Consider the following 12,641-nt stretch of genomic DNA (forward strand, 5'->3'; position numbering starts at 1 on the left):
CAGTTTGCGCATGTCCATGCGCAAAGCGATGGCAATTTACACACTTTAAGTTTATCAACTATAGTATGTAATTGACGATTGGAGGACTGATGAGGCTCGTGCGCTCGGCACGGACCGAATAGAGAAGTCGTAGTTCTGGCGTGCGCGCCGGGCCGGATGGGAGGTGATCTGCATGATCACCGCCCGACAATCACGGGCCGCGCGGGCGCTTCTTGGATGGACACAGGAGCAGCTAGCGGATGAGGCCCGGGTATCTTTGACCGCACTCAAACGTCTCGAGTCCGAAAGCAGGCTCGAGGTCTATGAGACCACGCGCGATCAGGTTCGGCGGGCTTTCGAAGCGAATGGCATTCTGCTTCTGAACTCCGACCAGGGGATAGGAGTGATGCATGTTCAGGCGAAAGCTGTCGCTAAGAGCTGACTATTCCGGCAGGTTTCGCCGTGAACGGAATTGCGCTCTTGCCGCGCTCACGAAAACGTCAACCTTCTGTGCTAGGATTGTACAGAAGCCGCGGTGGGGATGCGTGTGACGATCAGCAGCTTGCAGGATGTGCCGCCGCAGGGGGCCGTGGTGACGGAGTATGACCGTCGTCACATGACGCAATATATGCGTTTGCTCGATGCTGCCGGCGAGGGCGCGAGCTGGCAGGAGGCCGCGCAGATCATCCTGGGGCTCGATACGCAGAAAGAGCCTGAGCGGGCGCGCCTGGTCCATGATACCCATCTTGAACGCGCGCGCTGGTTGAGTTCCGAGGGCTATCGGCAATTGGCAGCGGGGCGCACCGGCTGAGAAGGTGATGCGTGCCACGCATCACCTGATGCCTTGAGGCGGACTTCCCAAGTGATTGATCTCCCGGAATCCTTTCCTGAGATCAACCCAGGGGAGAGGCGATGCCATGCAACCCGACCGCTCGAATTGGCGTGACCAGGCGGCCTATGACTATCTCGATGATCTGGCCGCGCCGGAACTCGGCTGGGAATGCCTGCGCCGCAATCCCGAATATCAAGATGACTATGCAGAACTTGCAGGGGGACCACCTGAGAGGGCTGACCTGAGGGATCAGGTCGGCCGTCGATGGGGTCTGTGCTTTCCCGGTTCGCCCCGGTCTGAGCGCGACTGTCGCAGAGATATTCTGGCGCCCCGAAATCGATACCAGCGCCGTGGTCCTTGCGGTCGCCCCCGAAGCACTCGCCGGGGAGACTGATACTCCCGGTGGTGAGATAGTCGCCCCGAAGGGCCGGGCATCCCCCATTGGTAAGCACCTGCGCCACAGGCTGCCGGACGGAACATACCTGCATCTCGTCGTTCCCCTGAAGCAGCACGGTCGGCTTGTGGCTACCGTTCCGCTCGGCCTCGAGGGGCTCGACCGCATCGAGGCAATCCAGAGGCTCTTGGCGGACCAGCACCGCCGTCGATCCATCCCCCGCGACACCCGCCTGACTGCGCAGCAGAAAGCGCGCTTGCGGCGTGTCCTTCAAGCCTCCGACGCCGCCTTCCATGGCGCGACCCAGAAGCAGATCGCCGAGGTCCTGTTCAGGATCGATCAGCTGGACCGCGATGAATGGCAGGTCTCCTCGGCTCGTTTTGCCGTCTCCAGCCTCCTTCGCGAGGGGCGTGACCTGATCGCCGGCGGCTATCGCAAGCTCCTGCGTCACCAGCGCCGCCTCTAGGTCGGCGATCCCGCGCCGCGGTGTGCGGATTTACCCCTGCTACCTTCCCACTGCATCTGACCGGACGCGCTTCGCCATCGTGACCGTCATCAGCCGCTGTTTCGCGGCACTGGTCGCACACAGTAGGGAGACGCCCGATGTCCGCCATCTCAACCGAACTTCCCCCGCGCTATCTGCGCACCAAGGAAGCAGCGCATTTCCTCAGCCTGTCGGCTCGAACGCTGGAGAAGCACAGGACCTACGGCACCGGTCCCGCCTACCACAAGCTTGGCGGGCGTGTGGTCTATGCGATCGATGACCTGCAGGCCTGGGTCGAACGCGGCGCTGTCACCTCGACTTCCGACCCGCGTGGCCAGGTGCTGCCAGCGAAGCGCCATAAGCTCCCCAACCTCCCGCAGCCCGGCCGCTTCGTGCGCTGACGCGGGGGGCGACACCATCATGACTGACGGACGCAAACCCCGCTCCGAGCGTGGACAGCTCGATCTGTTTCGCGCGCTGCCCGGTGACTTCGCCCCCAGAGATGCGCAGGACCTCATGGCCTATCCCTTCTTTTCCCTCGCCAAGTCTAAGCGTGTTGCGCCGATCGACTTTGCCGCTGGCAGCGTCTGCATTCGGGTCGAGGCCGTTCCCGATCACGGTATGGCCACAATCTGGGATGCCGACATCCTGATCTGGGCGGCGAGCCAGATCGTCGAGGCGCGTGACGCGGGGCTGCGCACCTCCCGGCTGATGGCCGCCACCCCATATGAGATCCTCACCTATGTTGGTCGCGGAACCAGTGCGCGGGACTATCAGCGCCTGAAGGCGGCGCTGGATCGTCTGCAGTCGACGACGATCTCCACCTCGATCCGGCAGCCTGCAGAAGGACGCCGCCATCGCTTCTCCTGGATCAACGAATGGCAGGAGCGAAGCAACAGGGAGGGGCGCCCGGACGGCATCGAGTTGATCGTGCCCGACTGGTTCTACCAGGCCGTGCTCGACAACGCGCTCGTCCTCACCATTGATCGGGCGTATTTCGACCTGACTGGCGGGCTCGACCGTTGGCTCTATCGCCTGGTGCGCAAGCATGGTGGCAGGCAACGGGACGGCTGGCGTTTCGATTTCCATCATCTTCACCAGAAGTCCGGGGCGCTGTCCCCCTTCAAGCGCTTCGCCTTCGAGCTTCGCGACATCATCCGGCGGCAGCCGCTGCCGGGCTATACGCTTTTTCTCGAGACAGAGGTTGGTGGCCGCAAACTGCTGGCTTTCGAGCCCGCTCCGGGCTGTGGAAAACCTGTGAATGGGCTCGTGCTATCGGGAACCCGGGCTATCGTGCTATCGGGAACCCAAGGCTCGTGCTATCAGGAACCCAAACAGGGGGTAACGCACGGAAACGAAATAAGAAATCGCCCCCTTAACTTAGAGTCTAACAAAGAGTCTAACTTTGAAGAGCGCGCGCGTGATGTGGAAAACCTCATCCGTGCCACCGCAAAAAGCCTCAGCCAGGCCGGTAAGACGAAGGCAGCCGTCGCCCCATCGGTGCCGCGAACGGCTTCCGATCAGGGTGTCGCAGCAGCCTCCGATCATTCAGATACGCCCCGCCTTCCTCTCGAATTGCCGGGAGGTGGCGAATGATCATCGCTCTGCTCAATCAGAAGGGTGGCGCCGGCAAGACGACGCTGGCCCTCCATATTGCTGGTGAATTGGCGATACAGGGCAAGCGTGTCACCCTGATCGATGCCGACCCGCAAGGCTCCGCCCTGGACTGGTCGCAGCAACGCGCCCGCGAAGGTCTGCCGCGGCTCTTCGGCACCCTCGGCCTGGCCCGTGACACCCTGCACCGCGAAGTCCCCGAACTTGCCCGCACAGTCGATCATGTCGTTATTGATGGCCCACCGCGTGTTGCGGGGCTCATGCGCTCAGCGCTGCTCACCGCCGATCTGGTGCTGATCCCGGTACAGCCCTCGCCATTCGATGGCTGGGCCTCTGCCGAGATGCTGTCCCTCCTTGCGGAGGCCCGCATTTATCGGCCGGAACTTGTCGCCCGCTCCCTGCTCAACCGCTGCGGCGCGCGCACCGTCATCGCCCGGGACACCGCCGAGGCGCTGGCGGATCACAATCCTCCTGTGCTTGCCAGCACGATTGGTCAGCGCGTCGTCTTTGCAGATGCGGCGCAAACCGGTCGCCTTGCCAGTGACATCGACCGTCAATCGCATGCTGCCCGAGAGATCGCGGCGCTGACGTCTGAGGTCGGGCGCCTCGGTCTTGGGAAGGTGGCGGTATGACCGGGCGCAATGACAAGCGTGGTTTCGCCGCGCGGCCAATCGATGCCGAGACCTGGATCAAGGCTGGCGAGGCGCCATCCGCACACGGTCGCGCGGCGGCGATCTATACGGCCCGGCTCACCATCGACATCACCCCGGACCTGCGCGGTCGCATCAAGGTCGCAGCTTTCAGCCGCGGCGTCACTGTCGCTGACATGCTGCGCGAGTTGCTCGGGCGCGAATATCCGGAACCCGAAGGAGAACCTCAATGACCGGCTTTGTGATCCTCGGCGTGACCGGAGACGGATCGTTCGACGCCCGTTTCCGCGGCGAGCTGACGCGCGTGGAACTGACCTGGGTGGAGAAGCGGATCGAGTTCTGGATCAGGTTCGGTCAGGAGGCCGGAACGCAGATCCTCGACCGCAGTCGCCGCATCGTCTTCTTCTGTCCCGGTGCCGTGTTTGGCTTCGTCCATTGGGCGGCGAATGACTATGGAACCGTCGTCTCGCGCATCGATATCGTGCGTGCGGTCGCGCCCGGCTGTGCCTGTCAGACGCTGCCCTTCGTGCGTCCCGGTGGCGAGATTTTGTTGAGGATCGAAGGCTGGCCCAAGGTCGAAGAGGTCCTGCGCCATATCGATGCAATCGAGAGTCTCGGCATCGATGCCGCTGACGTCGATCCCGATCACTGGCGCCATGTCGCCCACTGGATGAAGGCGGGCGAAGCGCCGCGACCCTATACGGCGGCACGCCATGCCGCGTGGCTCCGGCGCCGGGAGATCGGAAAATGACCCGTGCCCGCTGCATCATGGTGGCGGTTGCGGCGCTCGCCGCCGTCATCGCCGGCAGCATTCCGGTTGCGCCACGGCTGGTCTGGAACGCCTCGGCCAGCGTGCCGATTGGCTTCTATACCATCGCGTCGGCGGATCGGCTCGCGGTGCCAGATCTGGTCGTGGTCATGCCGCCCGAACCCTTTGCAGGTTTCATGGTCGCGCGCGGCTATGTCGGCCGCGATGTGCCGATCCTGAAGCACGTCGTCGGGCTGCCGGGACAACGGATCTGCCGTGACGGCGCTGCGATCACCGTCGATGGCAGACACCTGGGGGAGGCGCGAGAGCGCGACAGCCACGGCCGCGATCTTCCCGTCTGGCAGGGCTGCCGCACCATCGTAGAGGGCGAGGTCTTCCTGATGAACCCGGCGGTCTCTGACAGCTTCGATGGCCGCTACTTCGGTCCGTTCCCCACCTCGGCAGTGATCGGTCGGGCCAGTCCACTGTTCACCGATGAGGGCGGCGATGGCCGCCTCGTCTGGCACGCGCCGGAGCGGTGACGGCGCGTTCATGGCGGGACGTGCAAGCGGCCCGCATCCCACTCACCGCATGAGGAAGGAACCTCCAATGCCACAGATCGGTCAATTCACCCGCACCCCGTCTGGCTATGCCGGACAACTGCGTACGCTCTCTCTCGACCTGGAGCTGACCTTCGTTCCCACAGACAATGTCGATTCAGAGAAAGCTCCCGCCTATCGCATCCATCTCGGTGACGAGGAGGGCCCGGAGGTTGGCGCGGGCTGGAAACACACAGGCGAAACCGCAGGGGCTTTCGTTTCGGTCCTGCTCGATGATCCGGTTTTTCAGCATCCGATCCGCGCCCGCCTGTTCCAGTCGGATGAGGAGGGCAGGGCGTGGGGGCTGCACTGGACCCGCCCTAAGAAACGCGACGAGCAGGACTGACGATGATCGCGTCCTGCACCCCTTCCGCTTCGGGGAGATGCGGCGTCCGCCGCCGCATGCTCCTCCTTCTTCTTTCCGGCCTCTTCCTTCCGGTCACCGCCACCCAGCCGCTTCTGGCGCAAACCGATGCGCCCGATCACGCAATTGCCGTGCATCCCTACGCCGCCCAGGTCACCGAGGCATCGCAGCGCTTCGGCATTCCGACGACATGGATCATGGCCGTGATGCGGGCGGAAAGCGCGGGTGATGTGCGCGCGCTGTCGTCGGCCGGTGCGATGGGGCTGATGCAGGTCATGCCCGACACCTGGGCCGGGCTGCGCACCCGTCATGGTCTAGGCCATGATCCCTTCGATCCGCGTGACAACATCCTCGCGGGAACGGCCTATCTGCGCGAGATGTGGGACCGCTATGGCAATGCGGCCGCGATGCTCGCGGCCTACAATGCCGGTCCTGGTCGCTACGACGAATACCGCCTGGCGGATCGTCCGCTGCCCGCCGAGACGCGCGCCTATGTCGCTTCGCTTGCGCCCATTCTGCACGGCGAGCAGCCATCGGGCGCGGCATCCGTTGTCGTTCGTCCGTTCGGCTGGCGCGAGGCGGCGATCTTGGTGGCGCGTGGAAACGGCGCGTCCGCTGCCGATCCCGCGTCCACCGATCGCGCACCGGACGACGCCCCTTCGCTCCTCCCGGCTGCACCGGAATCGCTCACTGCCTTGCAGCCGGAGGGCCTCTTCGTCACCCGCAATATCGATGGGGATCGGCCATGAGCAGCGGCAACGCAATTCGCATCCCGTCGTGCGCTGGCGTGTCATGGAGAGCGCGAGGGGTGGCGGCAGGCACCACGACCGAAGGATGGCAGGATAAAAGGGCGCACGGTGCGCGTCGGTTGGGCGGTTGTTTTTGTTCATGTTTTCGCCGCGTTCCGCACCGTGTGGCGCGTGTTCGCACCGTGCGAGATGTGCCTAAGTTTCTGAAAATGAACGGTGTTTCGCACTGTGTGGGGATCTCCCATGCCCGATGATCGCGAGTTCCGCATCCGCCCGGGGCGTATCCGTTCGACAAAGGCGCAGCAGGCCCGTCCCTTTGTCGCACAGGCCCTGGCTGCCGCGAAAAAGGCCGGGGGTGGCGTCTCGCGGGCCGGGCGCGTCACTCCGGGCAATCGGTCCCGTTTCGGGCGCGGTCAGCGCGCCAGTATTCAGGCCAACCGCCTCATCTCCGCCCGCACGCGCGGCGCGGTGGTCAAGGCGCGTGTGGTGCGGCACAGCGGGACGTCCGTGCCTCTCGGAGCCCACCTCGATTACCTGCGCCGGGATGGCGTGACCCGGGACGGGGAGAAGGCCAGGCTCTTCGGTCCGGAAACGGAGGATGCCGAAGGCCGGGCCTTCGCCGGGCGGTGTCGCGATGACCGTCATCATTTCCGCTTCATCGTCTCGCCCGATGACGCGCCGGACATGTCTGACCTGCAATCCTTCACCCGCGATCTCGTCGGGCGGATGGAGCAGGATCTCGGCACGTCTCTTGACTGGGTCGGCGTCGACCACTGGAACACCGCCCATCCGCATGTCCATCTGATCGTCCGGGGCGTGCGCGACGACGGCCAGGATCTCGTGATCTCGCGGGACTACATCAAGGAGGGGATGCGCGACAGGGTACGGGATCTCATCACCCAGGAACTGGGTCCACGCAGCGATCTCGAGATCCGCCAGACGCTTGAACGTCAGATCGAGGCCGAGCGCTGGACGCAGCTCGATCGTCAGCTACTGCGGGATGCCGGAGGTTCGCGCATCGTCGACATGGCGCCGGATGGGGATCGGCAGCCGGATGCGTTTCACACACTGAAGGTCGGGCGGTTGCGCCGACTGGAAGTCCTCGGCGTCGCCGACCAGATCGGAGGGTCGCAATGGCACCTCAGGGACGATGCCGAGGCAGTCCTGCGGGAGATGGGGGAGCGTGGCGACATCATCAAGCGGATGCATCGTGCCCTGACGGACCGGGGGATCGAGCGCGGATCCTCGAGTTACGTCATTGCCGCAGAGAGCCTCGATGTTCCTGTCATCGGTCGTCTGGTCCAGCGGGGCCTCGATGACGAACTGAAAGGGACAGCCTATGCCGTCGTCGATGGTGTCGATGGCCGGAGCCACCATATCCGTCTGCCCCATCTCGACGCCGCCGGCGACAGCGCCCCAGGCTCGATCGTGGAACTCCGCACCTATGACGATGCGCGCGGCCAGCGTCGCGTTGCACTGGCGGCTCGGTCCGACCTGGACCTTGCTGCGCAGGTGACCGCGTCCGGGGCCACCTGGCTCGACCGGCAGGCCATCGCGCGGGATCCGCTCGCCCTGTCGGAGCAGGGGTTTGGTGCCGAGGTCCGGGAGGCCCTGGAAGCCCGGGCCGAGCACCTGGTCACGGAAGGGCTGGCCGAGCGGCGGGGCGGCAGCGTGGTCTTTGCCCGGCGCCTGCTTGGAACCTTGCGCGATCGCGAGCTGCAGGCGGTTGGTGAGCAGCTCTCGGGGGAGCCCGGGTTGCCGTTCAACAAGGCGGATGCTGGCGACTACGTCAGCGGTCTCTATCGCCAGCGTCTCGCGCTGGCCTCGGGGCGATTTGCGATGATCGAAGGCTGCGGTGCCGACGGCGCGCTCGGCTTCCAGCTGGTGCCCTGGTCCCCCTCTCTCGAAAAGCACCTCGGCCGGGATGTCACCGGCGTCGCGCGCGCGGACGGCGGGGTGGACTGGGACTTTGGTCGTAAGCGCGGCCTCGGTCTCTGATCAACACACCGGAAAGGAGCGACAGTCATGTCCGCGACCAAGATCCTCTGGGGGCAGATCTCCATCGTCTTCCTCATCATTCTGGCCACCACCTGGGGCGCAACGCAATACGTGGCCGCGAGCCTTGGCTATCAGGCACAGCTGGGCCCACCCTGGTTCGTGTTGTTCGGGACGCCCATCTACTATCCTCCCGCCGTCTTCTGGTGGTGGTATTTCTACGAGGCCTACGCGCCGCCGGTCTTCGCGACAGGCGGGATCATCGCTGCCTCGGGGGGCTTCATCGCGATCGGTGTGGCCATCGCCATGTCGGTCTGGCGTGCCCGCGAGGCCCGCAACGTCGCGACCTATGGATCAGCCCGATGGGCCGAGAAGGGCGAGGTGAAGGCGGCTGGATTGCTGGACCCGGATGGCGTGGTCCTCGGTCGCTATGAGCGGCAGTATCTGCGCCACGATGGGCCGGAACATGTGCTTTGCTTCGCGCCGACGCGCTCCGGCAAGGGGGTAGGGCTCGTCGTACCCTCGCTTCTTACCTGGCCCGGCTCGGCCATCGTTCATGATATCAAGGGCGAGAACTGGCAGTTGACCGCAGGGTTCCGGGCCCGGCACGGTCGGGTCCTGCTCTTCGATCCCACCAATCCGAACTCTTCGGCCTACAACCCCCTGCTCGAAGTGCGCCGTGGGGAGTGGGAGGTTCGCGATGTCCAGAATATCGCCGACATCCTTGTCGATCCCGAGGGGAGCCTGGAGCGGCGGAACCACTGGGAGAAGACCAGCCACAGTCTGCTCGTCGGGGCGATCCTGCACGTCCTCTATGCCGAGAAGGACAAGACGCTGGCTGGCGTCGCCAACTTCCTGTCCGACCCGCGGCGTCCCGTGGAGTCCACACTCCGCGCCATGATGCGGACGCCGCACCTGGGCGAGGCGGGGCCGCATCCCGTGGTCGCCAGTGCCGCCCGCGAGTTACTCAACAAGTCCGAGAATGAACGTTCTGGCGTGCTGTCGACGGCGATGTCTTTCCTTGGACTCTATCGCGACCCCGTGGTCGCGCAGGTCACGCGCCGCTGCGACTGGCGGATCGGTGACATTGTCGGGGGAGTGCGCCCCGTCACGCTGTATCTCGTGGTGCCGCCATCTGACATCAATCGCACCAAGCCGCTCATTCGTCTGATCCTCAACCAAATCGGCCGACGGCTGACCGAAGATCTGCAGGGCAAGGAAGACCGTCATCGGCTGCTTCTGATGCTCGATGAGTTCCCGGCGCTTGGCCGGTTGGATTTCTTCGAGAGCGCGCTGGCCTTCATGGCGGGCTACGGGCTGAAGAGCTTCCTCATCGCCCAGTCGCTGAACCAGATCGAGAAGGCCTACGGCCCGAACAACTCGATCCTCGACAATTGCCACGTCCGGGTGAGCTTCGCGACGAATGATGAGCGTACGGCCAAGCGGGTGTCCGACGCCCTCGGCACCGCCACCGAGATGAAGGCGATGAAGAACTATGCCGGGCACCGTCTGGCGCCCTGGCTCAGCCATCTCATGGTGTCCCGGTCGGAAACTGCGCGGGCGTTGCTCACCCCCGGAGAAATCATGCAACTGCCGCCATCCGAAGAGATCGTCATGGTGGCCGGCACGCCCCCGATCCGCGCGACAAAGGCACGGTATTACGAAGATACGCGGTTCACCGAGCGGGTCTTGCCGCCACCCGACTTGGTGGATGTGGACACCTCGGGGAAGGATGACTGGAGCAGTCTGGCAGTTCCAACCCAGGACAACGAGCTCGAGCCAGTTTCCGAGACGGGACCGGAAGATGAGGACCCGACTGCGTCAGAGCGCCGTCTTCAGCCGGAGCTGGCGCAGACTCGGTCGGCCGATAGGCAGACGCCTCTTGAGAACGAGTTTGAATTCGATCCACCCGAGGATGAGGAAGATGGCGCCATCCGCAATCGGCGCATCATGCACCAGATGCGCGGTGTCGCGCGCCAGATCTCCCTTAACCCCGATGACGGCATGGAGCTTTGATCATGACATCGAGCCGCAAGAAGACCAAGATCTCGGTCTATCTCGATCCCGAGGTCATGCAGATGCTGGCGGAGTTTGCCGCCCGGCGCGACAGATCCCAATCGATGGTGGCCGAGGCCGCGATCGCATCCTTCCTCTCTCCGGATGATGCAGAGCGCCGCGAGGCGGTTCTGGCTCGACGCCTGGATCAGATCGACAGGCGCATTACCCGGCTGGAACGCGATGTCGGGATCTCCGTCGAAAGCCTGGTCGTGTTCATTCGTTTCTGGCTTGCGACAACACCCGCGCTGCCGGAGCCCGCAGCGAAAGCTGCGCGGGCGAAGGCTGGGGAGCGCTACGAGGCGTTTATCGCGGCTCTCGGTCGGCGCTTGGCCCAGGGGCCGAAGCTGCGGCAGGAGGTGTCGGAAGATGTGGGGGGGCGCGGCGGGTAGTTGATTGGCGCGATAAGGGGCTCAACATCTTGCTGCAACGCGAATTTCATACGAAGCGAAAATGTTTCAGTGACATCTAAGGACCAGCCAGCAAATTTTGTAAGCGGCGGATAGGATCCTCTCTCGCAGACCATAGTCGCGTCTTTTCCGTAAATTTCTTCGGAGTTGTCGATTACTCAAACCCTCGTGACATCGTTAACAATGAAGCGCCTTTGGCGGTCGCCGCCCTGATGGTGACGGCCGGGTAGCGGCGTAGCTGTAGGTCCGCGGGCGGTCGCGCCTGCCTGTCTGCGAGGCATCTCAAGTCTTGTTAGGATTGAACCAGATGGTTAGCGAGCCCAGGCGCTTGAGCGCTTCATTATAGGCTGGCCAGTTTCCGGTCCTGTAGGTCGGGGGGGGGCTGCTCGTGCATTCCAGCTGCCACGTTGGATGCATGAGATGAATTCCTCACAGGATTTGTACAACATGTATAACCGCCCCATGCGCAAGAGGAATTTTCGGAGCTTCGTCTGACGCGCTGTCGGGTGCTGACATGTATCCGGCCTTAAAATGCGGCCGTTGGTGCCGCGGGCCCGTGTGGTGGTCGAGGATCGGGCCCAGATCAAAGCCGCGTGCTCGGTGGCACTCTGTTGCACCCTGGGTGTCCCGACCCTGTCTCACGACGATTGCGCTATACTGCTCCTGGCCCTCTTACGCTCCGACGTTCCCCTGCCGAGGCGGACTACGCCGCCACGACCGGAGCCCTGTAGACGCCACCGCGGGCCATGAGCGCCCAGACGATCCGCGCCATCTTGTTCGCAAGGGCCACCCGCACCAGCATTCCCGGCTTGCGTGCGAGCATGCCGCCCAGCCACGTGCCGGGCCTGGCCGCGGCATGAGTGTGCCGTTTGATGATGACGCTGTTGGCACCGATGATCAGCAGCCGCCTGAGCGAGCGTTCCCCCATCTTGGTCGTCGCCCCAAGACGCTGTTTCCCGCCGGTCGAGTGCTGCCGAGGTGTAAGACCGAGCCATGCCGCGAAGTCGCGTGCCCGGCGGAAGTGCTCCGGCGGCGGAGCCAGTGTCGCGAGCGCCGTGGCGATCAACGGGCCTATGCCGGGGATCGTCATCAGCCGTCGTGCCAAGTCGCTCTCCCGCGCCCGGCGGGCGATCTCCGCATCGAGCCCGGCGATCCGTTCGTCGAGATGGCGCAGGACATCCACGAGGAGCTGCAACGTCGCGCGTGCCGCCTCTGGCAGGTGACTGCCGGGCTCCTCGATCACCGTGATCAGTCGGCGCACGCTTGCGGCGCCCTGCGGGACGACCTCGCCGAACTCGGTCAGGTGGCCGCGGAGCGCGTTGCTCGTCTGCGTGCGCTGCCGGATCAGAAGTTCGCGCACCCGGAACACCGCAGCGGCACCCTGCGTCTCCTCGCTCTTCACCGGCACGAAGCGCATGTTCGGACGCTGCGCCGCCTCGCAGATGGCTTCGGCGTCCGCCGCGTCATTCTTCTGCCGCCGCACAAACGGCTTCACATAGGCCGGCGGGATCAATCGGACCTGATGGCCAAGCTGCCCGATCTCCCGCCCCCAATGGTGGCCCCGCCGCACGCCTCCATCGCAACGGTGCAAGACGGCAGGCCGCCGAGAAACTCGAGCACCTGACCACGTCGCAGCCTCCTGCGAAGCACCGCGCGCCCCAACCCGTCGGCCCCATGCAGCTGGAATACATTCTTCGCCAGATCGAGCCCGATTGTGATAATCTCCGACATGACCGCTCCCTCCTGTGGATCATCGCAGACCCACCTT

Annotated in this window: 15 protein-coding genes and 1 pseudogene; 15 read left to right on the forward strand and 1 reads right to left on the reverse strand. The window is 64.5% G+C overall.

Annotation, left to right across the window (positions count from 1 at the left end):
- Nucleotides 1-172 precede the first annotated feature (172 nt).
- The 15 genes from ACFSGJ_RS17840 (at nt 173) to ACFSGJ_RS17910 (ending at nt 10,855) form a co-directional block, all read left to right on the forward strand.
- Entirely contained in the window at nt 173-421 is a 249-nt protein-coding gene (locus tag ACFSGJ_RS17840; RefSeq protein ID WP_390264991.1) for a helix-turn-helix domain-containing protein, read from the forward strand.
- 99 nt (nt 422-520) lie between these two features.
- Nucleotides 521-790: a DNA -binding domain-containing protein gene (locus tag ACFSGJ_RS17845; protein WP_390265074.1), complete on the forward strand. Its 270-nt coding sequence runs from the start codon at nt 521-523 to the stop codon at nt 788-790.
- 106 nt (nt 791-896) lie between these two features.
- A complete protein-coding gene (locus ACFSGJ_RS17850; RefSeq protein WP_390264994.1) occupies nt 897-1,205 on the forward strand; it encodes a transcriptional regulator domain-containing protein in 309 nt (102 codons plus the stop codon).
- On the forward strand, nt 1,162-1,671 hold the full coding sequence (locus ACFSGJ_RS17855; RefSeq protein WP_390264996.1) for a DUF2285 domain-containing protein: 510 nt from the start codon (nt 1,162-1,164) through the stop codon (nt 1,669-1,671). Before ACFSGJ_RS17850 ends, ACFSGJ_RS17855 begins: the two co-directional genes overlap by 44 nt.
- 137 nt (nt 1,672-1,808) lie before the next feature.
- Nucleotides 1,809-2,090, forward strand: a complete 282-nt coding sequence (locus tag ACFSGJ_RS17860; protein WP_390264999.1) for a helix-turn-helix transcriptional regulator — start codon at nt 1,809-1,811, stop codon at nt 2,088-2,090.
- 115 nt (nt 2,091-2,205) lie between these two features.
- The gene (locus ACFSGJ_RS17865) at nt 2,206-3,285 is read left to right on the forward strand and encodes a replication initiator protein A (RefSeq protein WP_465262142.1); all 1,080 of its coding nucleotides are present in this window, start codon (nt 2,206-2,208) and stop codon (nt 3,283-3,285) included.
- The gene (gene parA, locus ACFSGJ_RS17870) at nt 3,282-3,935 is read left to right on the forward strand and encodes a ParA family partition ATPase (protein ID WP_390265005.1); all 654 of its coding nucleotides are present in this window, start codon (nt 3,282-3,284) and stop codon (nt 3,933-3,935) included. Before ACFSGJ_RS17865 ends, parA begins: the two co-directional genes overlap by 4 nt.
- The gene (locus ACFSGJ_RS17875; RefSeq protein ID WP_390265008.1) at nt 3,932-4,186 is read left to right on the forward strand and encodes a ribbon-helix-helix protein; all 255 of its coding nucleotides are present in this window, start codon (nt 3,932-3,934) and stop codon (nt 4,184-4,186) included. Before parA ends, ACFSGJ_RS17875 begins: the two co-directional genes overlap by 4 nt.
- Nucleotides 4,183-4,704: a DUF2840 domain-containing protein gene (locus tag ACFSGJ_RS17880; protein WP_390265011.1), complete on the forward strand. Its 522-nt coding sequence runs from the start codon at nt 4,183-4,185 to the stop codon at nt 4,702-4,704. Before ACFSGJ_RS17875 ends, ACFSGJ_RS17880 begins: the two co-directional genes overlap by 4 nt.
- Nucleotides 4,701-5,243, forward strand: a complete 543-nt coding sequence (locus ACFSGJ_RS17885) for a S26 family signal peptidase (RefSeq protein WP_390265014.1) — start codon at nt 4,701-4,703, stop codon at nt 5,241-5,243. Before ACFSGJ_RS17880 ends, ACFSGJ_RS17885 begins: the two co-directional genes overlap by 4 nt.
- A gap of 67 nt (nt 5,244-5,310) precedes the next feature.
- A complete protein-coding gene (locus tag ACFSGJ_RS17890) occupies nt 5,311-5,646 on the forward strand; it encodes a DUF736 domain-containing protein (RefSeq protein ID WP_390265017.1) in 336 nt (111 codons plus the stop codon).
- 2 nt (nt 5,647-5,648) lie between these two features.
- Entirely contained in the window at nt 5,649-6,413 is a 765-nt protein-coding gene (locus tag ACFSGJ_RS17895; protein ID WP_390265021.1) for a lytic transglycosylase domain-containing protein, read from the forward strand.
- Nucleotides 6,414-6,656: 243 nt separating this feature from the next.
- A complete protein-coding gene (locus tag ACFSGJ_RS17900; protein ID WP_390265023.1) occupies nt 6,657-8,411 on the forward strand; it encodes a relaxase/mobilization nuclease domain-containing protein in 1,755 nt (584 codons plus the stop codon).
- A 27-nt stretch (nt 8,412-8,438) separates the two neighbouring features.
- Nucleotides 8,439-10,424 carry a conjugal transfer protein TraG gene (locus ACFSGJ_RS17905; RefSeq protein ID WP_390265026.1) on the forward strand — a complete coding sequence of 662 codons (1,986 nt, stop codon included), beginning with the start codon at nt 8,439-8,441 and terminating at the stop codon, nt 10,422-10,424.
- Between the two features lie 2 nt (nt 10,425-10,426).
- Nucleotides 10,427-10,855: a CopG family transcriptional regulator gene (locus ACFSGJ_RS17910; protein WP_390265029.1), complete on the forward strand. Its 429-nt coding sequence runs from the start codon at nt 10,427-10,429 to the stop codon at nt 10,853-10,855.
- A gap of 721 nt (nt 10,856-11,576) precedes the next feature.
- Here ACFSGJ_RS17910 and ACFSGJ_RS17915 read toward each other — a convergent pair.
- Nucleotides 11,577-12,604: pseudogene (locus ACFSGJ_RS17915) on the reverse strand (IS110 family RNA-guided transposase).
- Nucleotides 12,605-12,641 lie beyond the last annotated feature (37 nt).

The sequence above is a fragment of the Halodurantibacterium flavum genome (assembly GCF_042681825.1).
Classification (GTDB): Bacteria; Pseudomonadota; Alphaproteobacteria; order Rhodobacterales; family Rhodobacteraceae; genus Halodurantibacterium; species Halodurantibacterium flavum.

What these genes read in the sequence shown, in the direction of transcription:
- ACFSGJ_RS17900 (WP_390265023.1), top strand. Translation starts at nt 6,657, where the DNA reads ATGCCCGATGATCGCGAGTTCCGCATCCGCCCGGGGCGTATCCGTTCG.
- ACFSGJ_RS17850 (WP_390264994.1), top strand. Translation starts at nt 897, where the DNA reads ATGCAACCCGACCGCTCGAATTGGCGTGACCAGGCGGCCTATGACTAT.
- ACFSGJ_RS17845 (WP_390265074.1), top strand. Translation starts at nt 521, where the DNA reads ATGCGTGTGACGATCAGCAGCTTGCAGGATGTGCCGCCGCAGGGGGCC.
- ACFSGJ_RS17840 (WP_390264991.1), top strand. Translation starts at nt 173, where the DNA reads ATGATCACCGCCCGACAATCACGGGCCGCGCGGGCGCTTCTTGGATGG.
- ACFSGJ_RS17905 (WP_390265026.1), top strand. Translation starts at nt 8,439, where the DNA reads ATGTCCGCGACCAAGATCCTCTGGGGGCAGATCTCCATCGTCTTCCTC.
- ACFSGJ_RS17880 (WP_390265011.1), top strand. Translation starts at nt 4,183, where the DNA reads ATGACCGGCTTTGTGATCCTCGGCGTGACCGGAGACGGATCGTTCGAC.
- ACFSGJ_RS17885 (WP_390265014.1), top strand. Translation starts at nt 4,701, where the DNA reads ATGACCCGTGCCCGCTGCATCATGGTGGCGGTTGCGGCGCTCGCCGCC.
- ACFSGJ_RS17890 (WP_390265017.1), top strand. Translation starts at nt 5,311, where the DNA reads ATGCCACAGATCGGTCAATTCACCCGCACCCCGTCTGGCTATGCCGGA.
- ACFSGJ_RS17875 (WP_390265008.1), top strand. Translation starts at nt 3,932, where the DNA reads ATGACCGGGCGCAATGACAAGCGTGGTTTCGCCGCGCGGCCAATCGAT.
- ACFSGJ_RS17860 (WP_390264999.1), top strand. Translation starts at nt 1,809, where the DNA reads ATGTCCGCCATCTCAACCGAACTTCCCCCGCGCTATCTGCGCACCAAG.
- ACFSGJ_RS17910 (WP_390265029.1), top strand. Translation starts at nt 10,427, where the DNA reads ATGACATCGAGCCGCAAGAAGACCAAGATCTCGGTCTATCTCGATCCC.
- ACFSGJ_RS17865 (WP_465262142.1), top strand. Translation starts at nt 2,206, where the DNA reads ATGGCCTATCCCTTCTTTTCCCTCGCCAAGTCTAAGCGTGTTGCGCCG.
- ACFSGJ_RS17895 (WP_390265021.1), top strand. Translation starts at nt 5,649, where the DNA reads ATGATCGCGTCCTGCACCCCTTCCGCTTCGGGGAGATGCGGCGTCCGC.
- parA (WP_390265005.1), top strand. Translation starts at nt 3,282, where the DNA reads ATGATCATCGCTCTGCTCAATCAGAAGGGTGGCGCCGGCAAGACGACG.